Origin of the sequence: Christensenella sp. MSJ-20 (assembly GCF_044357945.1) — a bacterium.
Lineage (GTDB): Bacteria > Bacillota > Clostridia > Christensenellales > QAND01 > QAND01.
Window position 1 is genome coordinate 1,582,023 of the sequence record NZ_CP076563.1, and the last position, 26,790, is coordinate 1,608,812.

Annotated in this window: 29 protein-coding genes, 2 tRNA genes and 1 riboswitch; of the genes, 28 read left to right on the forward strand and 3 right to left on the reverse strand. The window is 52.7% G+C overall.

Annotated features, from left to right (window positions below; all coding sequences use genetic code 11):
* Window positions 1-92: 92 nt before the first annotated feature.
* From spoIIID to KP626_RS08080, 4 genes are all read left to right on the forward strand, one after another.
* The gene (spoIIID, locus tag KP626_RS08065; RefSeq protein WP_395976548.1) at window positions 93-347 is read left to right on the forward strand and encodes a sporulation transcriptional regulator SpoIIID; all 255 of its coding nucleotides are present in this window, start codon (window positions 93-95) and stop codon (window positions 345-347) included.
* Window positions 348-469: 122 nt separating this feature from the next.
* Window positions 470-1,516 (forward strand): rod shape-determining protein MreB, encoded by a 1,047-nt coding sequence (gene mreB, locus KP626_RS08070; protein ID WP_395976550.1) that lies wholly within the window; start codon window positions 470-472, stop codon window positions 1,514-1,516.
* 117 nt (window positions 1,517-1,633) lie between these two features.
* Complete coding sequence (locus KP626_RS08075; protein WP_395976552.1) at window positions 1,634-2,896, forward strand: LCP family protein; 1,263 nt, start codon at window positions 1,634-1,636, stop codon at window positions 2,894-2,896.
* 102 nt (window positions 2,897-2,998) lie between these two features.
* Entirely contained in the window at window positions 2,999-3,349 is a 351-nt protein-coding gene (locus KP626_RS08080) for a DUF4190 domain-containing protein (RefSeq protein ID WP_395976554.1), read from the forward strand.
* On the opposite strand, the gene KP626_RS08085 is transcribed toward KP626_RS08080, so the two are convergent.
* The gene (locus KP626_RS08085; protein WP_395976556.1) at window positions 3,340-4,116 is read right to left on the reverse strand and encodes a tRNA 2-thiocytidine biosynthesis TtcA family protein; all 777 of its coding nucleotides are present in this window, start codon (window positions 4,114-4,116) and stop codon (window positions 3,340-3,342) included. The two genes, KP626_RS08080 and KP626_RS08085, sit on opposite strands and share 10 nt — an antisense overlap.
* A gap of 136 nt (window positions 4,117-4,252) precedes the next feature.
* A riboswitch (SAM riboswitch) is annotated at window positions 4,253-4,349 on the forward strand.
* A 49-nt stretch (window positions 4,350-4,398) separates the two neighbouring features.
* On the opposite strand from KP626_RS08085, the gene metK reads away from it, so the two are divergent.
* Window positions 4,399-5,571 carry a methionine adenosyltransferase gene (metK, locus tag KP626_RS08090; RefSeq protein ID WP_395976558.1) on the forward strand — a complete coding sequence of 391 codons (1,173 nt, stop codon included), beginning with the start codon at window positions 4,399-4,401 and terminating at the stop codon, window positions 5,569-5,571.
* 122 nt (window positions 5,572-5,693) lie between these two features.
* Here the strand turns inward: metK and KP626_RS08095 are convergent, their stop codons facing one another.
* Complete coding sequence (locus tag KP626_RS08095) at window positions 5,694-6,485, reverse strand: class I SAM-dependent methyltransferase (RefSeq protein WP_395976560.1); 792 nt, start codon at window positions 6,483-6,485, stop codon at window positions 5,694-5,696.
* Between the two features lie 197 nt (window positions 6,486-6,682).
* Between KP626_RS08095 and KP626_RS08100 the strand changes: the two genes are divergently transcribed.
* The 5 genes from KP626_RS08100 to KP626_RS08120 all read left to right on the forward strand — a co-directional run bounded on the left by KP626_RS08100 (window position 6,683) and on the right by KP626_RS08120 (window position 11,426).
* Complete coding sequence (locus KP626_RS08100; RefSeq protein WP_395976562.1) at window positions 6,683-8,872, forward strand: ATP-dependent RecD-like DNA helicase; 2,190 nt, start codon at window positions 6,683-6,685, stop codon at window positions 8,870-8,872.
* On the forward strand, window positions 8,857-9,504 hold the full coding sequence (locus KP626_RS08105) for a ComF family protein (RefSeq protein ID WP_395976564.1): 648 nt from the start codon (window positions 8,857-8,859) through the stop codon (window positions 9,502-9,504). Before KP626_RS08100 ends, KP626_RS08105 begins: the two co-directional genes overlap by 16 nt.
* A gap of 345 nt (window positions 9,505-9,849) precedes the next feature.
* Window positions 9,850-10,122: a zinc-ribbon domain containing protein gene (locus tag KP626_RS08110; RefSeq protein ID WP_395978997.1), complete on the forward strand. Its 273-nt coding sequence runs from the start codon at window positions 9,850-9,852 to the stop codon at window positions 10,120-10,122.
* Window positions 10,123-10,246: 124 nt separating this feature from the next.
* Window positions 10,247-10,792 carry a ribosome hibernation-promoting factor, HPF/YfiA family gene (gene hpf / locus KP626_RS08115; protein WP_395976566.1) on the forward strand — a complete coding sequence of 182 codons (546 nt, stop codon included), beginning with the start codon at window positions 10,247-10,249 and terminating at the stop codon, window positions 10,790-10,792.
* A gap of 70 nt (window positions 10,793-10,862) precedes the next feature.
* On the forward strand, window positions 10,863-11,426 hold the full coding sequence (locus tag KP626_RS08120; RefSeq protein ID WP_395976568.1) for an NUDIX hydrolase: 564 nt from the start codon (window positions 10,863-10,865) through the stop codon (window positions 11,424-11,426).
* Window positions 11,427-11,463: 37 nt separating this feature from the next.
* On the opposite strand, the gene KP626_RS08125 is transcribed toward KP626_RS08120, so the two are convergent.
* Complete coding sequence (locus tag KP626_RS08125; protein ID WP_395976570.1) at window positions 11,464-11,967, reverse strand: zinc ribbon domain-containing protein; 504 nt, start codon at window positions 11,965-11,967, stop codon at window positions 11,464-11,466.
* Window positions 11,968-12,253: 286 nt separating this feature from the next.
* Between KP626_RS08125 and KP626_RS08130 the strand changes: the two genes are divergently transcribed.
* From KP626_RS08130 to KP626_RS08215, 18 genes are all read left to right on the forward strand, one after another.
* Window positions 12,254-13,105 (forward strand): WG repeat-containing protein, encoded by an 852-nt coding sequence (locus KP626_RS08130; protein ID WP_395976572.1) that lies wholly within the window; start codon window positions 12,254-12,256, stop codon window positions 13,103-13,105.
* 191 nt (window positions 13,106-13,296) lie between these two features.
* Complete coding sequence (secA, locus tag KP626_RS08135) at window positions 13,297-15,978, forward strand: preprotein translocase subunit SecA (RefSeq protein ID WP_395976574.1); 2,682 nt, start codon at window positions 13,297-13,299, stop codon at window positions 15,976-15,978.
* Window position 15,979: 1 nt separating this feature from the next.
* Window positions 15,980-17,078 (forward strand): peptide chain release factor 2 gene (gene prfB, locus KP626_RS08140; RefSeq protein ID WP_395976576.1). Its coding sequence is split into 2 segments (ribosomal slippage): window positions 15,980-16,054 and window positions 16,056-17,078, totalling 1,098 coding nucleotides; the frame shifts between segments, so codons are not numbered across the junction.
* A gap of 55 nt (window positions 17,079-17,133) precedes the next feature.
* Entirely contained in the window at window positions 17,134-17,442 is a 309-nt protein-coding gene (yabP, locus tag KP626_RS08145) for a sporulation protein YabP (protein ID WP_395976578.1), read from the forward strand.
* Window positions 17,439-17,798, forward strand: coding sequence for a spore cortex biosynthesis protein YabQ (yabQ, locus tag KP626_RS08150; RefSeq protein WP_395976580.1), 360 nt, complete (start codon window positions 17,439-17,441; stop codon window positions 17,796-17,798). Before yabP ends, yabQ begins: the two co-directional genes overlap by 4 nt.
* Window positions 17,799-17,840: 42 nt before the next feature.
* On the forward strand, window positions 17,841-18,125 hold the full coding sequence (locus KP626_RS08155) for a septum formation initiator family protein (protein WP_395976582.1): 285 nt from the start codon (window positions 17,841-17,843) through the stop codon (window positions 18,123-18,125).
* Between the two features lie 16 nt (window positions 18,126-18,141).
* On the forward strand, window positions 18,142-19,044 hold the full coding sequence (locus KP626_RS08160) for a hypothetical protein (RefSeq protein WP_395976584.1): 903 nt from the start codon (window positions 18,142-18,144) through the stop codon (window positions 19,042-19,044).
* A 93-nt stretch (window positions 19,045-19,137) separates the two neighbouring features.
* Window positions 19,138-19,215, forward strand: a tRNA-Met gene (locus tag KP626_RS08165).
* Between the two features lie 139 nt (window positions 19,216-19,354).
* Window positions 19,355-19,684 (forward strand): ArsR/SmtB family transcription factor, encoded by a 330-nt coding sequence (locus KP626_RS08170; protein ID WP_395976586.1) that lies wholly within the window; start codon window positions 19,355-19,357, stop codon window positions 19,682-19,684.
* Window positions 19,681-20,256, forward strand: coding sequence for a chromate transporter (locus tag KP626_RS08175; RefSeq protein ID WP_395976588.1), 576 nt, complete (start codon window positions 19,681-19,683; stop codon window positions 20,254-20,256). The genes KP626_RS08170 and KP626_RS08175 overlap by 4 nt, the downstream gene beginning before the upstream one ends.
* Complete coding sequence (locus KP626_RS08180) at window positions 20,253-20,813, forward strand: chromate transporter (RefSeq protein ID WP_395976590.1); 561 nt, start codon at window positions 20,253-20,255, stop codon at window positions 20,811-20,813. The genes KP626_RS08175 and KP626_RS08180 overlap by 4 nt, the downstream gene beginning before the upstream one ends.
* Before the next feature lie 44 nt (window positions 20,814-20,857).
* Entirely contained in the window at window positions 20,858-21,400 is a 543-nt protein-coding gene (locus KP626_RS08185) for a putative immunity protein (protein WP_395976592.1), read from the forward strand.
* 192 nt (window positions 21,401-21,592) lie between these two features.
* Window positions 21,593-21,925, forward strand: a complete 333-nt coding sequence (locus KP626_RS08190) for a cupin domain-containing protein (protein ID WP_395976594.1) — start codon at window positions 21,593-21,595, stop codon at window positions 21,923-21,925.
* A gap of 237 nt (window positions 21,926-22,162) precedes the next feature.
* A complete protein-coding gene (locus KP626_RS08195; RefSeq protein WP_395976596.1) occupies window positions 22,163-23,155 on the forward strand; it encodes an aldo/keto reductase in 993 nt (330 codons plus the stop codon).
* 148 nt (window positions 23,156-23,303) lie between these two features.
* Window positions 23,304-24,416, forward strand: coding sequence for an exonuclease domain-containing protein (locus KP626_RS08200; protein ID WP_395976598.1), 1,113 nt, complete (start codon window positions 23,304-23,306; stop codon window positions 24,414-24,416).
* A gap of 95 nt (window positions 24,417-24,511) precedes the next feature.
* A tRNA-Met gene (locus tag KP626_RS08205) sits at window positions 24,512-24,588 on the forward strand.
* 320 nt (window positions 24,589-24,908) lie between these two features.
* A complete protein-coding gene (locus tag KP626_RS08210; RefSeq protein WP_395976600.1) occupies window positions 24,909-25,700 on the forward strand; it encodes a ChbG/HpnK family deacetylase in 792 nt (263 codons plus the stop codon).
* A gap of 35 nt (window positions 25,701-25,735) precedes the next feature.
* Window positions 25,736-26,533 carry a ChbG/HpnK family deacetylase gene (locus KP626_RS08215; RefSeq protein WP_395976602.1) on the forward strand — a complete coding sequence of 266 codons (798 nt, stop codon included), beginning with the start codon at window positions 25,736-25,738 and terminating at the stop codon, window positions 26,531-26,533.
* Window positions 26,534-26,790: the final 257 nt, after the last annotated feature.

Consider the following 26,790-nt stretch of genomic DNA (forward strand, 5'->3'; position numbering starts at 1 on the left):
TTTTGTAAGATTCGGCGTGTACCTGTCATGGATGGGCATAAATAGAGGCGTTTTTTCATAGGCTTTAGGGAAAACGATTGGGGGTATCCAGGATGCAGGAGTACATCGAGCGGCGGGTGGTACAGGTAGCGGATTATATCCTTTCGACAGGCGCCACGGTACGGGATGCGGCCAAGGTATTTGGCATGTCAAAATCCACCATTCATAAGGATATGTCGGACCGGCTTCGCCAGATCAATCGAGCCACTTACGGAGAGGTGCAGAAGGTGCTGATGAAGAACAAGGCGGAACGGCACATCCGGGGCGGCCTTGCCACTCATATTAAATACAAGGGCGCCGACCAGTAATCCGGCGCCAAAATAATCCCAGTTGAAAAAATGTCACTTAACTATTATTATAAGGTTACAAAAGTGTGATTTTATGTCGTTTCACATGGAATGGGACAAGCCGACTGGGAGTGTATATACAAATGAAATGGTTTGAAACAAGCGATATCGGGATTGACCTGGGTACGGCCAGCGTTCTGGTGTTCGTCAAAGGCAAGGGCATTGTCCTGCGGGAGCCCTCGGTGGTGGCGTTGGACAAGTCCACCGGCCGGATGGTGGCCGTAGGGGATGAGGCCCGTCATATGATCGGCCGGACCCCCGGCAACATTGTAGCCATCCGCCCTCTGCGGGACGGTGTTATCAGCAATTACGACGTAACGGAAAAGATGCTGTTTTACTTCCTCAAGAAGATCATCGGCCGCCGGTTTTTCTTCAAGCCCCGGCTGGTGGTCTGCGTTCCCAGCGGGGTGACGGAGGTGGAAAAGCGGAGCGTCAAGCAGGCCAGCGAAGGGGCCGGCGCCCGGCATACCATGCTCATTGAAGAGCCCATCGCGGCGGCCATCGGCGCCGGGATCGACATCGGCGCGCCCTACGGCAGCATGGTGTTGGATATTGGCGGCGGCACCACCGATGTGGCGGTCATCTCCCTGGGCAGCTCGGTGGTCAGCGAATCCATCAAGTGCGCTGGGGATAAGATGGACGAGGCCATCGTCCGGTACATGCGCAAAAAGCATAACCTGCTCATCGGGGAGCGGACGGCGGAGGAGATGAAGATCAACATCGGCACCGCCTATCCCCGTAAGGAGGATGTCTATATGGATATCACGGGCCGGAACCTCATCTCAGGCCTGCCCCGTACGGTGCGGATCGCGGGCAACGAGATGATCGAGGCACTGGAGGAGCCCATTCAGCTCATTACCGATGCGGTCCATAGCACCCTGGAGCGGACGCCTCCGGAGCTGGCGGCGGACGTTTCCGAGAACGGCATTTGCATGACGGGGGGCGGCTCCCTGCTGTTTGGCCTGGATCGCTATCTGTCCGAGCGGGTGAAGATCCCCTGCTATGTGGCGGAGGATGCCATGAGCTGCGTGGCCATCGGAACTGGAAAGGCCCTGGAGAACTACGACAAAAATTCCTTTGCCTATAACGCCATCACCGAATACCGGCGGGGGGATTATCTTAACGTTTAATGTCATTTTCCTTCGACAGCTTGTCTAACAGGGGAAAAAAGGGTATCATAGGGGTCGACTCAGGCGCCTTGACACGATAAGGGTGTCAAGGCCCTTTCCCATTTTGGAGGAAGTACCGTGTCTAGAAAAGAGGAGCGCCGCCGGCGCACGGAATATATGGATTATGCTCCTAGAAGGAGCGGGCAGAGGAGGCCGCCGTCCCGGTATGATGATTATGATAGCCTGGACTATTATGAGCGGCCCAAAAAGCAGCCTCCTACCAGGGGGAAGCGGCCCCAGAACGGCCAGCGCCCGCCTCAGGGCAGGCGGCCCCAGACCCGCCCTATGCCGGCGGCGGCTCCCAAGCGGAAGAAGCCCCGGCGGAGTACCGCGCGGCGGGTGCTGAGCTGGACGCTGACGCTTCTTATTTTAGCGGGACTGGGAACTGCTGGAGCCATGTATCTCAAACTCCGCGGTATCTATAAGGATCCGGGATCGGTGATCACCAAGACCCCCGTGCCGGAGCATAAGATCGAATACATTAGTTATAACGGGCGGCAATACTACGAGAATACCGATATCGCTAAGTTTGTGCTGCTAGGCACCGATGCCGGCGTGGGCCGGGAGGAGCTGGGCGCCCGGACGGACGTGATGATCGTGGTGGCCATCGATCTTAAGCAGAATAAGATCACCGGCATTGAGATTCCCCGGGACACAAAGGCCCAGGTGGATACTCTGGATAGCAAGGGAAGGGTAACCAGTACCGAAATGCGCAAGATCAACGGCGCTTTTCAGCTTGGCGGCCGGGAGGAAGGCTATGGCCCGGAGAATACCATGAAGGCCATCAACCTCCTGTTGAGTCTGGATGGGAAATACGATCTTGGGCTCCAGGATTACGCAGGCATTAATATGGACGGGCTGGGTCCTCTGACCGATGCGGTGGGCGGCGTCACCGTCACCCTACGAAGCGATATGGAGGGCATCGGAAGGAAGGGAGAGACCGTCACCCTTCGCGGAGAACAGGGCAATACCTTCTGCCGGATGCGAAAAGGGGAGGGCCTGGACGGCAGCGATACCGAGCGGGGCAAGCGCCAGATGGATTATATCTTTGGCTATATGGCCAAGGTGCGGAATTTGGGCGTGAGCCAGGTGCCTGGCATTCTGTCCGCCGTCTCCAAGTATACCTTTATGAACCTCAATACCGACCGGGTAGTGGCCTATGCCTCGGCAGTGCTGAAGGTGCCTTCCAGCAACATTGAGCTGATCCAGCTGCCGGGAACGGCCATGGAGCAGTCCCCTTGGTATTACCTGGTGGATGAGGAGGAGCTGGAGCAGTTGATCATCGATGTGTTCTATCTTCCCAAGGAGGAAACCTCTCCTACGGCTATGCCATCTAATTGATAAAAAGCTCCCTTAAATGGGGGCTTTTTTGATGGATTGAATGCTGTAATTTTCCATTTCCATATGGTATAATTTGATAAAAACCTGTATGGAGGTGCGGTGATGTTTTGCAGCAGTTGTGGCAGGGAAGTATCGAAGGAAGCGGCATTTTGTGAGGCCTGCGGCGCCCCATTGTCCTCGGTGGGTACCTTGGCGGGGAATGAGGAGAAAACTACAAAAGAGGAGATAAACCCGCCGCTCTCAGGACTGGGCGTTGCGAGCCTTGTTATAAGCATCTTGGGGATTTTTGTCGCGGGCATCATCCTGGGGACGTTAGCGATTGTATTTGGGTTAATTGGAATGAGCCAATGTGACAAAGGGCAGTTCAGTGGAAAAGGATTTGCCAGAAGTGGATTGATTATCGGCATTGTTGATGTGGTGGGCGCGATTTTTATTCTGTTGTGCTATTTATAGGCCCTTTGAGGTGATTCCCCGTTCACCGCGCCGTCGGTGCCGTATTGCTTGGCCTTATCCCATAGGTTATAGCCATCGGTATTGGACAGAGCGAAAAACATCATTTCATCGGCCCGGGGCACGGTTTTGCGCAGCTCTTTGATCAAATCCTTCATGCGCTGCCGGTTGGTATAGCCGTCAAAGGGACAGGTGGAAGGGACGATGGGGACGCCCTCTCGGCGTACCGCGCCGATGATGTGCTTTTCGGGCAGGTAGACAAAGGGGCGAATCACCGTGAGTTTCTGGCGGCTCAGATAGCTCTTGGGGGAGAGGGTGTTAAGCCGTCCCTCGTAAAACATGCTCATCAAAAAGGTTTCCAGAACGTCGTCCCGGTGGTGGGCCAAGGCCACCTTATTGCAGCCTGCGGCCACAGCGGCGGTGTTGACGGCCCCTCGCCGGAGTTTAGCGCATAGGGCGCAGGAGGGTCTATCCGGGGTCTTGGTGACGCTTTGCACTACTTCCAGAAGCCGGGCGTCCACATAGCGAAAGTCCACCTCCAGCTCCCGGCAAAAGGCCTCGATGCCCGCGGGGTCAAAGCCCAGTCCCATGCCCACATTGACGGCGGTAATGGAAAAGTGCTTTTTACTGAACCGCCGGTATAAGGAGAGGGCTTTTAGCAGCAGCATGCTGTCTTTGCCCCCGGATACCCCTACCGCAATCCGGTCTTCATCCTGTAACAATTTAAAGTCCTGATCGGCTCGGCGCAGGCACCCCAGGGTTTTTTTCATGGTCGCAATCGCTCCTACGCGCGCACGCCCATCAGGCTGTTAGGGGAGAGCGCGCCTTCATGATTCTTCATGGAATTCATATTGACATGATATAGTTTAATGGATAGAATGAGAATCAACAACCGCATATTTGTTTTCCTTATCAAGAGTGGTGGAGGGACAGGCCCGATGAAGCCCGGCAACCAGCGATGCTAGGTGCCAAATCCTGCGGAGCGTATTCCGGAAGATAAGGCCAAGATACCTCCGCAGTGCGGAGATTTTTTTATGTAGGGAGATGGGAAGATGGCAAAGGATTACCTATTTACATCGGAATCGGTGACAGAAGGCCACCCCGATAAATTGTGCGATCAAATTTCCGATGGCGTATTGGACGCCATATTGCGGGACGACCCCACCGCCCGGGTGGCGTGTGAGGCCCTTTCCACCACCGGCTTGGTCATGGTGGCGGGGGAGATCTCCACCCACTGTTATGTGGATATCCCCCAGCTGGTGCGTAAAATCGTGGTGGATGCCGGCTATGTAAGCAGCGATATTGGATTTGACGGCCGATCCTGTTCGGTTTTGACCAGCATCCATGAACAGTCCGGGGATATCGCTATGGGGGTAGACGACGCTTTTGAAACCCGTGGCCAAGGCGTATTTAACATCGGAGCCGGGGATCAGGGGCTTATGTTTGGATATGCCTGCACCGATACTCCGGAACTGATGCCCATGCCCATCCATCTGGCGCATGCCGTTACCCGGCAGCTCACCCGGGTGCGGAAGGACGGCATCCTTCCCTATGTCCGCCCCGACGGAAAGAGCCAGGTAACGGTGGAATACCGGGACGGCAAGCCCTACCGGGTGGATAAAGTGGTGGTTTCCACCCAGCACCATCCCGATGTAGCCCTAGCCACCATCCATGAGGATGTGGTGGCCAAGGTGATCCGAGAGGCCATACCGGCGGAGCTGTTGGACGAAGGGACCCAATATCTGGTAAATCCTACCGGACGGTTTGTAACCGGCGGCCCCATGGGGGATACCGGCCTTACCGGCCGCAAGATCATCGTGGATACCTACGGCGGGTATGCCCGTCACGGCGGCGGCGCGTTCTCAGGCAAGGATCCCACCAAGGTGGATCGCTCGGCCTGCTATGCCGCCCGGCATGTGGCCAAGAACATTGTAGGGGCGGGCCTCGCCGAGAAATGCGAGGTGCAGCTTAGCTATGCCATTGGCGTGGCGGAGCCCCTGTCCATCATGGTGGATACCTTTGGCACCGGAAAGGTGCCGGAGGAGCATCTTAGCGCGCTCATTCGCAAGCATTACGACCTACGGCCCATGGCCATCATCGAGAGGCTGGGGCTGCGGGCGCCCATCTATCAACAGGTGGCGGCCTATGGACACTTTGGGCGTCCTGATTTGGATCTCCCCTGGGAGAAGCTGGACCGGGTGGACGACCTTTTAAAAGATGCATGAGTGTGAACCCAGCCAAGGCCGGGTACCATAAGGTGGGTTTCAGGGTAAAAGTTAAGGGATGCTTGACCAAATGCGGTCAAGCATCCCTTTTTTATAATGATTAAGCCCACCGCAGAAAATGCCTATTTTCTGCCTATGATCATCACATGGTTACTCGATCCGATGGTGCTTTTTTCGCGGCAGGATAGATAATGATACTTACACCAGGTTTCAAATTGCGATGCGTCCCATTTATCTATTACTCTTCCCATGAGTGGGGCAATTCCATCCTGTGCAAAGTGGTCTACGATCTCAAGAGATCTATCTTTATAACAACGTTCCATTTCATCGGGAGAGGCATAATATGTGTCCGTCCAAAAACAGTTTGGATCATCGTGCCTTAACATGCCAGTTTTATAAAGCTGATTGGCTAATTCTATGTTTATATAATTACTGTCGGAAGTAGCAACATAAGGGAAAACAGAAAACCTACTTATGTAGGCGGTAATAAACAAACCGCCACATTTTAAAACCCTCAAACCCTCATTCATACATTTTTCTCTGTCGGCGGCATCTACTAGATGATAAAAAGGCCCCATATTGAGTACAATATCAAAAGATTCATTGTCAAAAATGCTCAAATCTCTTGCATCCAAAATGTTCGTTTGCATTGAGTACGGTTTTTGCTTAAGCTGATTATTTATGTATTCAATGTGTCTTGGCGTAAGGTCGGTTGCCGTTACATGAAAACCTTTATCAGCAAGATACAATGCATATGCTCCTGTTCCTGCCGCACAGTCCAATATTTTTGCATTCGGCGGAAAAATATCATTGAATGCCTTAATGGTGGTAATAAATTCAATTTTACGCGCATTGTTTGTGGTGAGCCGATTCTTTTCTCGATAGTTTTCGTAGCTATGAATTACATTATCCATATCCATTGATATCCCTTCTCCCATGCATGATATAACACACTGTTCCTATGAGTATAAAGTAAATCCATAAAACAAGCCATCTATTATAACCGGGTTCGTTCCATGTGGGTAGGAATTTGCGATAGGATGGTGTAAAATCAGACCAAAGGCCGCGGCTTATAAAGGCTGCGGGAGGATTGGATGATGGGAAGAAGCCGATGAACGGAGAATATATTGAGCTCAACGCCGAAGTGCTTTCGGTGATCTACCGAAACGATGAAAACGGTTACAGTGTGTTGGAGCTGGCCACCGAGGACAACCGTATGGTGACCGCCGTTGGGGTGTGCGTCCCCCTGGCTTCGGGAGAACGGGTGCATATCGAGGGCGTTTGGACTTATCACCGGGAATACGGCCAGCAGATCCGTATGTCCCTTTGCCGTCCTATGCCGCCGGAAAGCATGGAGCAGATGGAGGTGTTTTTGCGCAGCGGCATTGTAAAAGGATGCGGCCCCAGCTTTGCCAAGGCCATCGTGGAGACCTTCGGAGAGGATACCCATCAAGTGTTGCTTGGGGACCCGGCGATGCTGACCCGAATCCCCAAGATCGGTATGGCCACGGCTATTAAGATCTGCAACAGCTACCGGGAGAATATGAACATCCGCCAAAACGTGGGAGCCCTTATGGAATATGGGCTCACGGTAAACCAAGCCATGCGAATCAGCGCCTTTTATGGGGACGGAGCCGTTGGCGTGGTACGGGAGAATCCCTATCGGCTGGCTGAGGATGTGGCGGGCATTGGGTTTCGAATCGCCGATGCCATCGCTATGAAGGTGGGCATTGAGTCGGATTCGCCCTTTCGCATCGACGCCGCTCTGCGGTATTCCCTGGTATGGGCGGGGGAGGAAGGGCATACCTATCTCCCCGCCAAGGTATTGGTGGACACCACTGTACGGATCATTGGGGCCAACCATGAGGACGTGGAATATGAGCTAGCCTCTCTTTGCGCCAAGGGACAGCTTTTTTTGGCCCACGGAGAGGAGGAACCGGTATACCTGGGCCAGTTCTACCGGGCGGAACGGGAGTGCGCCGACCGTATCCATACTCTGGCCACCGGAGATAAGGAGCCGGTGCTTACGCCCCTTTCCCTTCCGGCTCTGGAGAAGCTCCACGGAGTAAAGCTGGCGTCGGAACAGCGGAAGGCGGTGGACACCGCTATGGAGCGGGGCGTCTGCGTTATCACCGGCGGGCCTGGCACCGGGAAGACCACCATCGTGCGGTTCCTGCTGGAGCTGCTGGAGAGCGGTGGAAAGCGGTGTGTTCTATGTGCGCCCACCGGCCGGGCCGCCAAGCGGATGGGGGAAGCCACCGGCATGGACGCCTTTACCATTCACCGTCTGCTGGAATATACGGGGGGAGACAACGCGCCCCGGTTTCAGAGGGATCAGGATCATCCTCTGGACTATGACGCCGTTATTGTGGATGAGACCAGCATGGTGGATGTGTTCCTTTTGATGCGGCTCCTTCGGGCGATTCGCCCGGAAAGCCGTTTGATTCTCATCGGAGACGCGGATCAGCTGCCCAGCGTGGGCCCGGGAAATATTCTAAAGGATCTGATTGCCAGTGGGTGCGTACCCACGGTCAAGCTGGTGACGGTATACCGGCAGGGAGAGGGAAGCGGCATTTCCCTGGCAGCCCATCGGGTTAACCACGGGGAGATGCCGCAGAACGGGGAGAACGGAGATTTTGTCTTTCTGGAGCGGGATACCATCGGGGGATGCTGGCAGAAGATCGAGGAGCTGATCCGTGAAAACCCCGGGATCCAGGTTATCGCTCCCAGCAAAAAGGGGGATCTGGGGGTAATCGCTCTAAATCAGCGGCTTCAACAGCTTTTGAATCCGCCCCATCCCCGCAAGCCCCAGGTGGAGATCAGCGGAAAGATATACCGCCAGGGAGATCGGGTCATGCAGATTAAGAACAACTATACCATCGCTTGGCAGAAGGATCAGGGACGGATGGTGGTCGAGGGAGAGGGAATCTTCAACGGGGAGATGGGGGAGCTGGTTTCCCTGGATCCCGAGTTGCAGCAGGCCAGTATCCTTTATGACGATGATCGGCTGGCAGTATACCCCATTTATAATTTGGCGGAGACCGACATCTGCTATGCCATCAGTGTACACAAAAGCCAGGGGAGCGAGTTCCCCGCGGTGATCATTCCCATCCTGGGAACCAACGCGTTGCTTTATACCAAGAATCTGCTGTACACCGCCATTACCCGGGCAAAGCGGAAGGCCTATTTGATCGGCTCTCGGAGGTCGGTTTCCTATATGGTGGCGAACGACCGGATGCAGACCAAATATTCGGGGTTCAAGGGAGCGCTGAAGGAGGCGTTTGGGTGCGAGGATTCCTAAAGGGGCTAGGGGAGCTTTTATTCCCCGTAGACGTTAAGTGCGCTCTCTGCGGCGGGGAGCGGGGGATATTGGCTGGCTCCGGGATCTGTGAATGCTGTTATGGGGAACTGCCTCTGGAGTTTATGGGGGAGCAGGTGCTGGGGGTATCCTGTTTCTGGGCCCTGGAGTATCAGGACAAGGCGCGGGAGATGATCCACGGGCTGAAGTTTGACAATAAGCGGTATCTTGCCCGTACCTTAGGATATCTGATGCTGGAGTGCTACCGTGCCTATCTTATGGAGCTACCCATCGATGGCATTTGTCCTATGCCGCTCCATCGAAACCGACTACGCAAGCGAGGGTTTAACCAAAGTCTGCTGCTGGCCCAGGAGCTTTCGGAGGGATTGGGGATTCCGGTCTATCCGGATGGGCTGCGGCGCATCCGGGATACCCGCCCTCAGATGGAATTGACCCGTGAGGAACGGCTCAAAAATGTGGAGGGAGCCTTTGTGCCCGGCATGGAATTTCAGGGTCGATGCATCCTCCTGATAGACGATGTGCTGACCACCGGCGCCAGCGTAAGAGAATGCGCTCAGGTGGTCCAGACGGGCGGGGGATCGGTGGTATGCTTTTGCGCCGCAAGGCGGGAATAACCGGGGATAAAATAGTGTTTGCTTTTTCCATAGCCCTGGGATACAATCTGACTTGAACGGAATGGCAGGCCCGGGTCTGTGGTTGAAAATCGATGCCAGTCGCAGGCAAAACGATCCACGTAACCCGCAAAAATTGCGGTGAGCATGGTGCGGCTTAGAGGTAAGTCCGGCCAGGAATGACGCGCTGTTTGGGATGGAAAACCGGATCAACGGAGCGCCTGAGAGGAGCAGTAGTGGGGAGACGGAGTTCTTAGGAGCGAACCTTCCAGCCGGCGGATGTGGGGGCAAAGACCAGGTCAGCCGGGCGACGCCAGACCGAAACAAAACGAAGCGAGGGAATTGAACATGTATGAGGATCGGGTGCTCGTGTGCCGCGACTGTGGAGCAGAGTTTGTTTTTACCGCGGGTGAGCAGGAGTTTTTTGCCGAGAAGGGTTTTACCAATGACCCCGTCCGGTGCCGCGACTGCCGTATGTCCAAAAAGCAGAGCCGCCGCGAGAGAGTCTCCCACCCCGCGATTTGTGCCAGGTGCGGCAAAGAGACCGAGGTGCCTTTTGTGCCCCGGAACGACAAACCCGTATATTGCAGCGAGTGCTTCGCTGAGATCAGGGGAGAATGAGGTAGGCTGTGTCCAAAAGGCTTTGCGAGAGCAAAGCCTTTTTCTTTTATCCATGTCCTTCTGTGGTAGAAAATGAGGACTTGTGGTACACTAAAGACAGGAAAACTCAGGAAGGAGTGATCGCATGCGGATTGCCATCAATGGAAAGGGCGTGGAGGTTTCTGAGTATCTCCGGGATGTAGTGGAGAAGCGGGTCGGAAAGCTGGAAAAATACTTTCATGCCGATACCAGAGCAGACGTAATGATATCCATGTTCCGTGGACGGCAGGTGGTGGAGATTACCGTGGAATGTCCCGGTATGCTCCTTCGCGCGGAGGAGGCATCGGGGGACATGTACGCTTCCATCGACGCGGCCTGCAAAAAGCTGGAGAAGCAGATCCTCCGGCACAAGACCAAGCTCAGCAAGCGGCTTCGGGACAGCGCCTTTGAAAGCGAGGATCGTATCTACCTGGAAGCCGAGGAGGATGTGGAGGAGGAAGCGGGCGCGCCCCGGATCGTGCGGACCAAGCGCTTTGCCATCAAACCCATGACCGAGGAAGAAGCGGCGTTGCAGTTGGAAATGCTGGGGCATTCGTTCTTTGTGTTTGCCAACTGTGAGAGCGGCCAGGTGAATGTGCTCTATCAGCGGCGGGATGGGGATTACGGCCTCATTGAGCCGGAGTTCGAATAAACCGAAAGGCCCTGAAAGGGGCCTTTTTTTGTTGCCTTTTTGAGAGTATACTGGCCGGGGAGGAAATAAAATGGATTACGAGCAGACCATTCGGGCATTTGTTCCTCGGACCGAAGAGCAGGCCCAACAACAGGAGATGATCCTTTGGTATCTTGGCCGGAACCGGGAAGATGTGCTGACCCGGGAAAATCTGGCGGCCCATCTTACCTCGTCGGCCATGATTTTAAATCCCCGCCGGGATAAGGCGCTCATGGTTTATCACAACATCTATCAGAGCTGGTCCTGGACGGGAGGACACTGTGACGGAGATCCTGATCTTATAGGGGTGGCGCTGCGGGAAGCCGGAGAGGAGACGGGGCTTTTTAAGCTGACGCTTTGGCAGCCGCAGCCGGTGGGCTTGGATGTGATTCCGGTGGCGGCTCATTATAAAAGCGGGCGCTATGTATGCGCCCATCTGCATCTATCGGTGGCTTTTGGAATGATCGGGGATGATAGACTGCCCCTCCGGATCAAGGCAGATGAAAACAGCGATGTCGCATGGGTCCCGCTTACGGAACTCTGGGAGCGGACTGAGAAAGAGCCAGGGATGCAGACGGTGTATCGGAATATCCTGGATCGTATGCTGGAGAGATAAAAAAAGAGGCCCATATGGGTCTCTTTTTTTATACACGCTATTTTAGCTTCTGGCCACAGTTGGAGCAGAAGGCCTTTCCAGGTGCCACGGGCTTGCCGCAGTTGGGGCAGACCGCACCGCTGGAAGCGGGGGATCCCAGGTTTCCGCCAAACAGGAACAGGCCATTGAGGATACCGCCGGCCAAATAGGCGATGAGGGAGAGAATGCCGCCGAATCCCAGACCGACCAGAGAAGCGCCTTCGCCAGCAGCGATGCCCTTTGCGATGAAGAGCAGAAGGACGCCCGCGATGCAGATTACCAGGTTGACGATCATCTGGGTGCGCTCATCCATGTTCTTTGCCAGAACCAGCTCCAGAACGATTCCCATAACGGGGGCTAGGATCAGCAGCAGACCACCGATAAAGGACGCCTCAAACAGGATGGTGAAACCGGAGATGCCGAATCCCCACACGCTGTATACGGCAAACAACAGGGTGCAAAGCAATGCTACGCCATAGACGGCAAGATCAATGGCTTTTCTGTATTGCTTCAGAGAATCCATAAAAACTCCTCCTTTAAGAATGAAAAAATGATTTCAGCTAAAGTATAGCTTGGTTTGATGCCCCTGTACAGAGGCTTTCTCATGAAATTTCCATTTTAATTTCACGTACACAGCGGGACAAGTTTTGGAAAAAACAAAAAATATGAGAAGCTTAAAATTGTCTTAATTCATGGAAGGGGGCTGGAATTTCGAATAGGGGATTGCTATACTAAATATGTCGATATGACAAAAAGATGGATCTTTCGACAAATAAATGAAATGATTGTTGGCTGGAGGCCGTGCATAGATGAAAAAATGGAACAAAGCGGTTGCGGTAATTGGGGCAATCTCCCTGTTTGCGGCGGGTTGTGGCAGTGCAAAGGCGAGTCCATGGGCGCTGGAGCCCTCGGTGGAGTGCGATGAGATTCGTCCACTGGTGGGAAACGCCGACGTTTGTATCCTGGTGCAGGACGGCCAACTGGGTTTGATTGATTACGAGGGGAATGTGAGGCTGGAACCCAAGTATTCCAGCATCTATCAGTGCTTTTGTGGGGACAACGGCAACAACATCGCGGTGGATGGCTATGTGCTGAATGAAAATTATGAGATCGCGGGAGAGCATCCCGGCCATGGTCTTGGCAACGACTACGCAGCCTGGAATGCCACCGAGAACAAGGCTGTCAGCATCTCCTATGATGACATCTATCCCTTTGAGGGCTATGGGGAAGGGCGGCTTTATGTGGTGCCGGAGGTCACGGTATCGGAATCCCCCTATGGCGGCCAGGTTGCGCAGAATACCGGGAAATATGGGTATATTGACGGCGCGGGAAACCTGGTGATCCCTTGCCAGTTTGAGGACGCCTTTGAGTTTTGCGGCGGCCTTGCGCGGGTGTACCAGGAGGGGAAATATGGGTACGTGCTGGAGGACGGCACCATCAGTATTCCCATAGAATATGATGACGCCTATGACTTTGGCGAGGGTGTGGCGGCCGTCTGTGAGAATGGCGCATGGAAGTACATCGATACCAGTGGTACCGTGGTCATCGACCTTGGACTGGAGGCGGCCCTGCCGGCTAGCAACGGAAAGGCTTGGGTGAAGCTGGATGGCAAATGGGGCATTTTGGACATCGAGGCTGCGCGAAGCAGCAACCAGCAATAGAGGATGGAAAACGGGGAGAAGGGCGCTTGCTCTTCTCCTTTTCATTACCTATATGATTTTGTAGCGCTCCTTTGGACGGGAACGGAACACGATTTGCCAGCCCCTTTTGCCGGATTCCTTTCGTTGAACGGGTGGGGGTTTTCTGATACAATAAATAAACTGGCAAGAATCTACCCTGGAGGTACAATGCTTTGGCGTTTTTGCAAAAATTGTTGGGCGGAGATCCTTTAAAGCCCATTTACAAGATCGTAGATCAGGTGGAAGCCCTGGAACCCAGTGTACAAAAGCTGTCGGACGAGGCGCTCCGCAACAAGACGGAGGAGTTTCGGGCACGGTATCAAAAGGGGGAAACCCTGGATGACCTATTGCCCGAGGCCTTTGCCGTGGTTCGGGAGGCCAGCGTCCGTACCACCGGTCTGCGCCATTATCGAGTGCAGCTCATCGGCGGCGTAGTGCTCCATCAAGGGCGGATTGCGGAGATGCGCACGGGTGAGGGTAAGACCCTGGTGGCGACGTTGCCTGCCTACCTCAACGCCCTATCGGGAAAGAGCGTCCATGTGGTGACGGTCAATGACTACCTGGCCAAGCGGGACTCCGAGTGGATGGGGAAAATCTACCGCTTCCTGGGCTTGTCGGTGGGCCTGGTGGTTCATGGCATCGATCCGGATCAGAAGCGGAAGAATTACGGCTGTGACATCGTCTATGGAACCAACAACGAGTTTGGATTCGACTACCTTCGGGATAACATGGTGATCTATCAAGAGCAGATGGTTCAGCGGGATCTGAGTTTTGTCATCGTGGACGAGGTGGATAGCATCCTCATCGACGAGGCTCGGACGCCCCTCATCATTTCCGGGCAGGCGGATAAGTCCACCGAGATGTATGTACGGGTGGACCGCTTTGTGAAGAAGCTCCGCAATGAGGAGGATTTTACCATCGATGAGAAGATGCGGGCCTGCACCCTTACGGAGGAGGGCGTTGCCAAGGCGGAGCGGGCCTTTTCGGTGGAGAACCTGTCCGATCCCGATAACACGGAATTGAACCACCACATCAACCAGGCGTTAAAGGCCAACGAACTGTTCCACCGGGATAAGGATTATGTGGTACAGGACGGCCAGGTGATCATCGTGGATGAGTTTACCGGGCGTTTGATGATCGGACGGCGGTACAGCGAAGGGCTTCATCAGGCCATTGAGGCCAAGGAGGGCGTTAAGGTAGAGCGGGAGAGCAAAACCCTTGCCACCATCACCTTTCAGAACTATTTCCGGATGTATGACAAGATCTCCGGCATGACGGGCACCGCCAAGACGGAGGAGGAAGAGTTTCAGGGTATCTATGGGCTGGATGTGGTGACCATTCCCACCCATATGCCCATGATCCGCAAGGATGAAAACGATGTGGTGTATGCCACCGAGGCTGGAAAGTACCGGGCGGTCATCGATGAGATTGTGGAATACCATGCCATGGGCCGTCCCATTCTGGTGGGCACGGTATCGGTGGATAAAAGCGAAATGCTCTCCTCTATGTTGAAGAGGCGGGGGGTAAAGCATCAGGTGCTGAACGCCAAGAACCATCAGAAGGAGGCGGAGATCATCGCCCAGGCCGGCAAGCTGGGAGCGGTAACCATCGCCACCAACATGGCGGGCCGGGGCACAGACATCCTGCTGGGCGGCAACCCTGAGTACCTTACCCGACAGGAAATGCGCCGGGCAGGGTATGAGGATGAGATGATTGAAAACGCCATCTCCCACGCAGAAACCCAGGATGAAGAGATTCTAAAGGCCCGGGCGGAATATGCCCGGTTGGAGGCCGGCCATAAAAAGGTTTGCGACCAGGAGCATCAGCAGGTGGTAGCTGTGGGCGGACTCCATATCATCGGTACCGAGCGCCACGAGAGCCGGCGCATCGATAACCAGCTGCGGGGCCGGGCCGGCCGCCAAGGGGATCCGGGTTCTTCTCGGTTCTATGTGGCCTTGGAGGACGATATTATGCGGCTGTTTGGCGGCGAGCGCATACAAGGGCTGATGCAGCGTTTGTCCCCTGAGGACGATGTCCCCATGGACGTGAAGATGCTGAGCAAGCAGATCGAGAGCGCGCAGAAGCGCATCGAGAGCCGGAACTTTGAAATTCGGAAACGAGTGCTCCAGTACGACGATGTGATGAACCAGCAGCGGGAGTTGATCTATGCTCAGCGGCGGGAAGTCCTTACGGGACAGAATGTCCGGGATAATGTAGGCGATATGCTGTCGGCCACGGTAGAACGGGTGGTGGAGGCCCATTGCCCCGCCGAGGCGGATCGGGAGACCTGGGATATCCCCGGCGCCCTGGAGTATCTAAAACCCATCTTCCTGCCCCGGGAAATGACCCCTCAGGATTTAGGGCTGGATTTGGATGCCGCTTCTCCCCAAGAGGTTGAGGAGGCCATTTTGCGCCTGGGCCGCAAGCTCTATGAGGAGAAGGAGCGGGAGATCACGGAAGCCGGCGGGGATATGCGGGAAGCGGAGCGGGTAATTCTGCTCCACAGCGTGGATCGCCACTGGATGGATCATATCGATGGAATGGATCAACTCCGCCAGGGGGTGAGTCTCCGGGCGATCGGCCATCGGGATCCCGTGATGGAATATAAATTTGAGGGCTTCGAGATGTTTGAGGAGATGATCCGGAACATCCAGGAGGAAACCCTCATGGGATTGTACCATGTATCCGTCCGGCAGCCTGCTCAACGAGTGCAGGTGGCCCGGGAAACCGGTACCGCCGGAGGCGGGGATCAGCCGTCCCCTCGGAAAGCCGAGAAAAAGGTTGGGAGAAATCAGCCCTGTCCTTGTGGCAGCGGCAAAAAATATAAGAATTGCTGCGGCAAGCGGGAGGGGTAACATGGAAGGATTGGATTTTGCCAAACAGCGTCTGAATGAGATGCTGGACGTTTTGAATAAGGCAGGTGAGTCCCTTTGACGTCGCCAATCTGAAGGCGGAGCTGGAGGAGCTGAACCGGGGCATGGAGGCTCCCGGTTTCTGGGACAACATCGAGGAGGCCCAGAAGGTTAATAAGCGAGCCAAGAATTTGGAGAACCGTATCCAGCGGTTTGAAAATCTCTATCGTGCGGTGGATGAGAACCTCCAGCTTTGGGAGATGGCCGACGATGAGGGGGATGAGGATACCAAGGCCGAGGTGGGCGCCGAGGTGGGGGAACTGGCCCGCCGGGTGGAGGAGCTGCGGCTGTCTACCATGCTCAAAGGGGAGTATGACGCCAACAACGCATATCTTTCCCTCCACGCTGGCGCCGGCGGAACCGAGGCTCAGGACTGGGCCTCCATGTTATACCGCATGTATACCCGCTACTGTGAAAAGCACGGCTATACCGTAAAGCTTTTAGATTTATTGGAAGGGGAGGAAGCGGGCATCAAGAGCGTTTCCTTCATGGTGGAAGGGGACAACGCCTATGGCTATCTCAAGGCGGAAAAGGGGGTTCACCGGCTGGTGCGCATCTCTCCCTTCGACTCCTCCGGGCGGCGTCATACCTCCTTTGCCAGCTTGGATGTGATGCCGGAAATCGAAAACGACGATGAGGTGGAGATTGATCCCGATGACGTGCGGGTGGACACCTACCGCAGTTCTGGCGCTGGCGGACAGCACGTCAATAAGACCAGCAGCGCCATCCGGTTGACCCATATCCCCACTGGCATTGTGGTACAGTGCCAAAATGAGCGGAGCCAGATCCAAAACCGGGAAACCGCCTGGCGGATGCTTCGCAGCAAGCTGGTGGAGCTCAAGGAGCGGGAGATGGCGGAAAAGCATGCAGAGCTCAAGGGTGAGATGAAGAAAATTGAGTGGGGCAGCCAGATCCGCAGCTATGTTTTTCATCCCTATACCATGGTGAAGGATCACCGAACTGGGGCGGAAAGCGGCAACATTACCGCTGTGATGGATGGCGATCTGGACCTATTCATCACGGAGTATTTGATGAAATCCTAACCTACATATTCCCGTTTCACCCCGCATATACTTTCACAAAAAGGGGGTATTTGCGATGATGCGGGAATCGGATGACAAGAGAGCCATGGGCCGGGCGAGAACCCATTCCGTTTCCATGGACGCCCGGGAACGGGTGGTGGTAACGGGAGCTCAGGAGCTTTTGAGCTTTAACGACATGGAGGTTTGTGTGGATACGCCCCTGGGCGTGTTGGCCATCGAAGGGGAAGAGCTCCATATCGAACGGCTGAATCTGGACGAGGGCCAGGTGATCATCCGTGGATATGTGTACGCCGCAAACTACGATGACGATATGGACCGTGACCGCGAGAACGGCGGGCTCATCGGGAGGTTGTTCCGGAAGTGATCGGGGTAACCGCCACCCAGCCCTTGGGGTTTGTTGTTTGCTGTGTGCTGGGCCTTGTGATGGGAATTCTATACGCGGCGCTGACGCCCGTCCGACGCCGCCGGAAAACCCGGATCGGGGTGTTTCTTATGGACATCCTTTTCTGGATTCTGGCGGCTGGCGCTTTTACGGCCGGACTGTACTTTGCCACCAAGGGCGTTCTGAGGACCTTTTGTATTCTGGCATTTGTTTTGGGATTTGCCGTTGCACTGACCGGCCCAGGATATTATATTATTAAAATGGAAAGCCGTTTTTTAAAATGGCTGGATAAAAAGAAGCTGGAGGCCAAGGCCAACCGCATGGAAGAGGATGAATGAGACGATGCTCTGGAAAATTCCGCGGTTGGAAGGGGGACAAGCATGAAAAAGAAGTGGAAGCTCAATAAGCGGTTTTTTATGCTGGTGTTTGCGGTATTGTTTCTCTATGTTGGTGTTTGCGCATTGAACCAATGGAGGGAATACCGGGAGATCAAAGCGAAGACCAAGGAGCAGAACCAGGAAATCGAGGAGGCTAACCGCAGGATCCAGAAACTGCAGGATACCATCGATTATGCCGACACCCAGGAGTTTATCGAATCCGTTGCCCGGGAAAAACTGGGTTGGGTGAAAAAGGGCGAGACGCGGTATATTTTGGACGAGCAATGATGGAAGGAAGCCTGTGATGTACGCTGCCATTGATATCGGCACCAACAGTGTGCGATTGTTGCTGTATGATGAAAAAACCGGGGAAAAACGAAAGTTTTTGAGTACCACCCGCATTGGGGAAGGACTGGTATCCTCAGGGGTTTTATCGGTTCCTGGGATGGAACGGACCCATCGGGCTATTATGGATTATTACAGCTATGCCCTAGAACAGGGAGCGCAGCTGCCCATTTACTGCTATGCAACCAGCGCCGTACGGCAGGCCGCCAATGGACCGGAATTTATGAATATGCTGCGGGGTAAGCAGGGGCTGATTGCCGAAATTATTTCGGGGGAAGCAGAGGCGGAGTACGGTTTCCTGGGGGCGATTGGCCATGGAAGCGGTGTGGTAATGGATATCGGCGGCGGCTCTACCGAATTTATTGCCGGACAGGACGGAAAAATTTTACGAAGTGGATCGGCGCTGTTGGGCTGTGTTTCCTCTCTGGAGCGTTGTGTGCAGGAGGATCCTCCTACGGGGGGCGAAATCGATACCCTGCGGGCATATATCCGGGAACGGGCGGTTCCCTTATGCCGCCAAGTTCTGGAGGATCGGAGTCCTTCGGCCATTACGGGTATAGGCGGCACGGCTACCCAGCTTGCCATGATTCTCACAGGGGCGGAGTTCTATACTCCGGAGCTGATCAATGGGATGAGGATTTCCAGGGATCAGTTGGAGGAGTTGATGCAGCGGTTGATATCCATGGATCTAAAGACCAGGAAGGCGCTCCCAGGGATGGATCCCAACCGGGCCGATGTGATCGTCAGCGGCGGATTGATTACCCTGGAGATGCTGTTGGCCGCAGGCTGCAAAACCCTGGTAGTCTGTGATGATGATGGATTGGACGGCTATCTTTTGTGTCGGGTGGCGGAAAGCGGCTGAATAGGATGGAAGAGGGACGCTGCTTCGTCCCATTTTTCACGGGCAAAAAGTGGTTGACATCACAACGCTTAAGCGGTATAATAAATTTTGCGTCGCGGGGTAGAGCAGTCTGGTAGCTCGTCGGGCTCATAACCCGGAGGTCGTGTGGTTCAAATCCCGCCCCCGCTACCAACAAAGAGGACATAACGGATTATCGTTATGTCCTCTTTTTTATGCCAAGATTTATCTCGCTTCCGAAAGTCTAATTAAGTATTGACTTAATTAAAAGATTGCAAATATAATTAAGTAACCACTTAATTGGAGGCACGCCATGGATATTGAGGTCATATTAAAGGCACTGGGAGACCCGACTCGCTTTAGAATATTTCAGAATCTTTTGAAAAGGAAGCACTGTGTGCGATCCCTTTCGAAAGCTATGAATATTACCGAATCAGCTGTTTCACAGCATATGAAAGTCCTGCGGGAGGCGGATCTTGTTTACGGCGAAAAATTCGGGTATCACACGCACTATCTTCCAAAGCAGGAAACTCTTGATTTTTTGTCTCAGACAATAATAACCATGGCGGAGCAATCGGAACGCTTGGACCGAACCGGTGGAATCTGTAACTGTGAGTTCAGAGAAATAGAGGCGGAGAGATGAAGCTACTTTGGAACCTTTTTCTCACTTTTTCTAAAATCGGGCTTTTCACCTTTGGCGGCGGGTATGCAATGATTTCAATGATTGAAGATGCTTGCGTTGAAAAGAAAAAATGGATCACCCACGATGATATGATGAACATTACGGTAGTTGCCGAGTCCACTCCTGGCCCAATTGCCATCAACTGTGCGACATTTGTCGGATATAAACAGAAAGGCTTTGCCGGTGCGGTTACCGCGACGGTTGGGATGGTTCTTCCTTCTTTTGTAGTGATCCTTTTAATTGCTAAGCTGCTCGACAATTTCCTTGGAATAACGATTATCGCCAATGCATTTAAGGGCATAAAGCTTGCCGTTGGCTTATTAATTCTGGATGCTGCTATAAAAATGATAAAGAAAATGCAGAAGAAACCACTTCCGCAAACGATCATGATTTCTGCAGCCGTTATCATGCTGCTGATCAATATCTTTGCGATAAACTTCTCATCCGTTGCACTGATGCTGATATTTGGGGGTATCAGTCTTGTGATTTTTTTGACCAAGGGGAATCAGAGAAAGGTTGGTGATAAGAAATGATCTATCTGAATTTGTTCTTTGGTTTTCTGAAAGTTGGTTGTTTTGCTTTTGGCGGCGCTTATGCTGCCATACCGTTAATCAGAGATACTGTGCTTTCCTATGGCTGGCTCAGCGACGAAATGCTGACATATATGATTGCGGTAAGTGAAAGCACTCCGGGACCTATCATGGTAAACCTGGCAACCTATGTCGGAACATCACAAGCAGGTGTCATCGGGGCTCTTATCGCCACGTTTGCTGTTGTTCTGCCGTCTTTCATCATTATTTTGCTTGTAACCGCAATCCTATCCAAAGCGATAAAGAACAAATATGTTCAGGCAGTTCTGCGCGGGGTTAAGCCTTGTATGATTGGAATTATACTTGCGACAGGATGTTGGATGATTGCAAAGAATTTGTTCTCGGTTCCTTTTTCCGCATTTGATATCAATGCACTCGTAATTACAGTAATTCTTGCCGTCTTGTATTTCGGCTTGAATCAGAAAATGAAAAAAAGCATTTCCCCGATGATGTTGATTATTATTTCAGCAGTTTTAGGAATGGCAGGATATGCTTTTTAACGGTATCAAAACGTGCTCCATGCATTTTGAAATTGGAGGAAACGATGGACTGGCTTTCTGAAGTGAACAAGAGATACAGGAGGAATAACCAGATTTTGTTTTCCAAGGAGTCTGAATATCTACAGGATCTGCGGATGCTATTTGAAGAACAGGATCATAAAACCATGGTTTTATGGGCCATGGACTTTGCGGCGGAATCCGTTGCCGTTTTGGAAACCAGGTATCCATTGGAGAAACGACCCCGAGAGGCCCTTGAAGCGCCCTGGGAATGGGCATCTGGGAAGATTAAGATGCGATATGCACAGCGAAAGATACTGGATTGTCACGCATTTGCGAAGGAGGCGGGCTGCAAGGAGGATGTGGCGCTCTGCCATGCCGTTGGACAGGCCTGTTCGGTGGTGCATACCGCTGGTCATGCAATTGGATACCCAGCCTATGACCTTACTGCTATCATTCATAGATACGGGATTGATGCATGTCGGGAAGCGGTTGAAAGCCGCAAGGGCGAGTACGTAGAGAAGCTGTTTTATTGGAGTGGACAGACTGCCATAACAACGAGAAGCTGGGCGGCGTTCCTTTGCCAATAGGAAGCGAGGCCGGTGTGTAAACATACGGATGCGCAATATATGCGGCCTTTTTCTTTTCCCGGAAATTTTCTGGGGCGGGTTTCCTGGTAAACGTGTTGTAAGTTCCATAAAAAACATCTGCTTTGTGGGAAAAACAACGGTTTTTTGATGCCATGACCGCTATAATAAAGAAAACGGAAGAGGAGGCTATTCATGGAAATGAAGCTGAAGAACATCAAGAAGTCCGAAGTATTGCGATTGCGGGACGAGGTGCAATACCAGGAGGGACAGATCGTCAGCAAAACCCTGGCACAAAATGAATTCGTCAGCTTGACACTGTTTGCCTTTGAAAAAGGAGAGGAGATCAGCACCCACGAATCGGGTGGGGATGCGATGGTTACAGTGCTGGATGGAGTGTGCAGAATTACCATCGCTGGGAAAGAATATCGGTTGGATTGCGGCGAGACCATCGTCATGCCGGCAAAGGTGCCCCATGCCGTATTTGGGCTGGAACGCTTTAAGATGCTTTTGACAGTGGTATTTTGAAAGTGGGATTTCATAAAACTGGACTTTTTTATAAGAAATGTGGATTCCCGCTGGAAAAGCGCTTGATCTTTTTTCAAAAGCAGATATAATTATAAATGAGGATGAATCTAGTTGAGTAATAAGAGGGGAACAGCCCTTGTGGGCTTGGTTCCTCTTTATTTTTTTGCTTTTTGTGGAACCCTATGGAAGACGAACGGTCTTACCAAGGAAATATATGTTTCAAAAGGAGACGAGCGCATGAAGTACACCAGTTTGGGACGGACGGGAATGCAGGTGAGCCGGCTTTGCCTGGGCACCATGAATTTCGGCAATGCCACTGATGAGAAGGAAGCGTTCCGGATCATGGACGCCGCCTTGGATGCGGGAATCAACTATTTTGATACCTCCAACAACTATGGTGGCGGAGACCGCTGCAACTTTGGCCTCTCCGAGGAGATCATCGGCCGGTGGTTCGCCCAGGGGGGCAATCGCCGGGAGCGCACCATCATTGCCACCAAGGTTTATTTCCGTATGGATGATCCCAACGATGGCCCCAACGATCGTCTGGGCCTGTCCGCCTACAAGATTCGCAGGCACATTGAGGGCTCCTTGCGCCGGCTGCAGACCGACTATGTAGAGCTGTATCAAATGCACCATGTGGATCGGGATGTGACCTGGGCAGAACTCTGGGGCGTTTTCTCCGATCTGGTCAGCGCCGGCAAGGTGGTCTATGTGGGCTCCAGCAACTTTGCGGGGCGGGATTTGGTACAGGCTCAGTATGAAGCCGAGAAGTACCGCTTCATGGGGCTGGCTACCGAACAGCACCGATACAACCTGATGGGGCGTTTGCCAGAGCTGGAGGTGCTCCCCGCTGCTCATGATTTTGGCATCGGCGTGGTGCCATATAGCCCCCTCAATGGTGGTCTATTGAGCGAAAACGCACTGAACAAGAGCGTTGGCCAGCGTACCCAGATGGCAAAAGAGCGTCGCATGAATGAAACCGTCAGAAAGCAGCTGGAGGACTATCATGCCCTTTGCCAGGAACTGGGCGAGAAGGAATCCAACGTTGCATTGGCTTGGCTGCTGAAGAATCCTGCCATTACGGCGCCTATCACTGGCCCTCGTACCGTGGAGCAGCTTGAGAACTCTCTGCGCGCGGTGGAGATCGACCTCTCCGACGATGTGATGAAGCGCTTGGACGAGATCTTCCCCGGTCCGGGCGGCGCCGCTCCCAACGCTTATGCATGGTAAAAGTATGGGAAGGAGGCTCCTTTTATGGGGGCCTCCTTTTTTGTTCCAAATGATTGACTTCTTTTGTCGATCCTTGTCTAAATGAAATTATTTTCTTTCTTCTGTGGAGGTTCTTGTATATACTTGTTCCGACCTGAAAGGAGGTCATATGGTGGAATTGTTGTATCAGGAGGTAAAAGAAGCAAATCCTTCCGAAAGATTTGCCGATTACACGGTAATTGACGTGGAGATGCCCAACCATCTTTATAACCGTATCTGTTCCTTGGCCGTGCTGGTGGTTCGTGAGGGACGGGTGGCGCAGAGGCTGCATTATTTTATCAATCCGGAATGTGAATTCAACGATTTACAGACCTCGGATATTGATCAGGATCTGCTGGAATCCTATCCGACCTTTCCTGCGGTTTGGCGGGAGGTCGAGAAATACTTTGACCATCAAATAGTCATAAGCTACAATGCGGTTTTGGACCTTTCCACCCTAAATTGGACCCTCCGCCATTATGGATTCGATACCCCCCATATGTCTTATCTTTGCCCGATGATGATGGCACAGCAGTTGGGTGGGGACAGGATGTTTCGCTCCCATTCTCTGAAGAACATCGCGTGTGGTTTGGGAATGTCCGTGGGGGAATGCACTTCGGTCAAAGCAGTTTATAACTGTGACCTTTGTTACCGGGTTTTTGAGGAAATGCAGGAGCTATGGCCCGAAAAAATCCGGAACTGTTTGGAGCCATATCAGCTGGAATGGCACGATGATATGGAGTTTTTGCGGGTGATCAACCAAATATATGGAATGCTGGTCAGCGTCTTTTTTGAGGATGAGGTGGATATCCACGAACTGTGTTGCCTCTTGAACCGGGCCATTGCAGGGCATCGCTTGGATCGCTCCATGCAATATTATGATTTTTTTTCCTCCATCAAGGTGATTTTTAAGGATCGGGACATGAGTCAGAGGGATGTGGAGCGGATGGTTTCCATGGCCAGAATCTTTACGGACTCCTCTCTGGAATGCCGTCCCGGTCAAGCCATGGAGATCTTTGTCGGAATCATCTATGGGCTGTCCATGGATGGTCACCTTTCAGAGAAAAGCCTGACCGCTTTCCGGCATTGGATGGAGAATAACCGGCAATTAAGCGGGTATCCCATCTATGATATTGCCTATCAGAAGGTATGCGAGGTACTGGATGTTCCTTTATCCGCTCAGGAACGCATTGCAATGGCTCGAGAAGTGCTAGATGCTTATCAGGGAAAACTGCCCTGTTGATCATGCGCCTGGATGAGATGGGAGAAGGAAGTTCATAAAATCCATAGAATGCTCTTGCATTTATCAGGGGATACCTGTATAATAAACAAGCATTTGGCGGCGTAGCTCAGCTGGCTAGAGCATTCGGTTCATACCCGGAGTGTCGTAGGTTCGAGTCCCACCGCCGCTACCAGCGGACAATGTCCGCGCCCAATATCGCAACTTGCTTTTGTGGGTTGCGATATTTTATTTGCCCACAATGGGGTATCCACATCGTAAGACTCTGCTTGCGGCAAGTTGCCGCACTTAAGATCGCATCTTTTATTGGGAAGATGCGATCTTTTTTATCTCTAAAAAAATGCTTGCGTGCGTCCTGATTTTTGAAATGGCAGCAGCTTAACAAAGCAACGGCATTTTTGATATAATATTTTTCAGCAGAAAAAATAAATGAGAAAATGGGAAAAAACATGTTAAAATTAGTATCATATCGAGTATCAAAGGGGGAACTGAATTTTGAAATTGTTGATGCAGTCCGATGACTATGGATTCACCAAGGGGGTTACCGCCGGCATCCTTGACGGCATTGAAAATGGCTTTTTAAGGAATACGGGGATGTTTGTCAACATGCCGGAGGCGGTTCATGCGGCATCGTTGATCCCGGCACATCCCCAGGCCTGTTTTGGGGTGGATTTTAATCTGGTTTCCGGGCCCTGCGTCAGCGATCCCAAACTGATTCCCAGCCTCGTGGATGAGAGCGGAAACTATATTCGTTCCAACATTCGCATCCATGATCCCAGATGGCAGACGGAGGAAGGCAGAAAAGAGATGTTCCCTTGTGAGGAAGTAAAGCGGGAGATCCGGGCGCAGTATGACCGCTTTGTAGAGCTGGTGGGCCGTAAACCGGGATACCTGCATACCCATTCGCTCCGGCCGGAGTCCTACATGGAAGCCATTCGGGAGTTGTCGGCGGAGACCGGTGTCCCCTTTTCTTGGGATATCCGTCAGAACTATCATGCGTATTCCGTGGTGGTAAAGAGCGGAGCTGCAACCAGCAAGGAGTTTGATGCCGCTCAACAGCTTGCTAAGGATCCTGAGGGATGGTTCTGGGAAAACCGCGAGATGCTTTTGCAACAGGATTTTGTGGTGAATATCAAGCATTGTGGATTTGTGGATGCCGCGTTGTTTGAGCTGACATCTCTTTCCCTGGAGCGGGTTCGAGACCATCAGCTGGTGACGTCTCAGCGGATCATGAAGTGGATCCAGGAAAACGATGTACAGCTGGTTACATACTATGACTTTGTTTGATACCGTTTCATAAAAAACACAACAGGAGGAGCAACATGAAATTATTGGTTCAAGCGGATGACTATGGGTTCACCAAAGGCGTTACCGCCGGTATTATCGATGCCATTGAAAATGGATTTTTGCGGAACACCGGCATGTTTACCAACATGCCTGAGGCAGTACATGCCGCGTCACTGATCCCAGCCCATCCCAATGCCTGCTTTGGCATCGACTTCAACTTGGTTTCCGGACCCAGTGTTAGCGATCCCAAGACCATTCCCAGCCTTGTGGATGAAAACGGTGAATTTATCCGCTCCAATGTCCGCATTCATGACCCCAGGTGGCAGACGGAGGAGGGGAGACGGGAGATGTTCCCTGCCGATGAGGTCAAGCGGGAGATCCGAGCGCAATATGACCGCTTTGTAGAACTGGTAGGTCGCAAGCCGGGGTACCTCCATGGACATTCCATCAGCCCGGAAACCTACCTTGAGGCCATTCTTGAGCTTTCGGAGGAGAGCGGCGTCATCTATTCGCAGGTTGCTGAGGAGAAGTTTGGGCTATATAATCCGATCCTGGCCAACCGTGGCGGCGCTAGCTTTAGCAAGACTTTTGATCCCATGCAGCAGATTAACAAGAATCCGGAAGGTCTTTTCTGGGAGAACCGGGAAGAAGCCCTCAAGCATGAGTATGTGCGGACCGTGGGTCACTGTGGATTTGTGGATGCTGCTTTGTTTGATCTGACCTCCCTCTCCATTGAGCGGGCGCGGGATCATCAGATGGTAACTTCCAGGCGGATTATGGATTGGATTAAGGAGAACAACGTTGAGTTGATTACCTATTATGATCTTGTGTAGGGGCTAAAATCTCTTATGATCATCGGATGTTGATGAGAAAAAAGATGGAGCGGATTAGGCATTTGTCTAATCCGCTTTTTTTATATACAAAACCAAAATATATTAAGAATCATTCAATCATACTGCTGTTCCTGCGAGATATAGGGATGGAAATCCTATGGTATTGCAGGCGTTTTAAGATGATACTGCCGGACGGAACATGGGAGAGTGGTCCTGCACCATCATAGAGGAACGCCGTTAGGTTACCTCGATTGGAG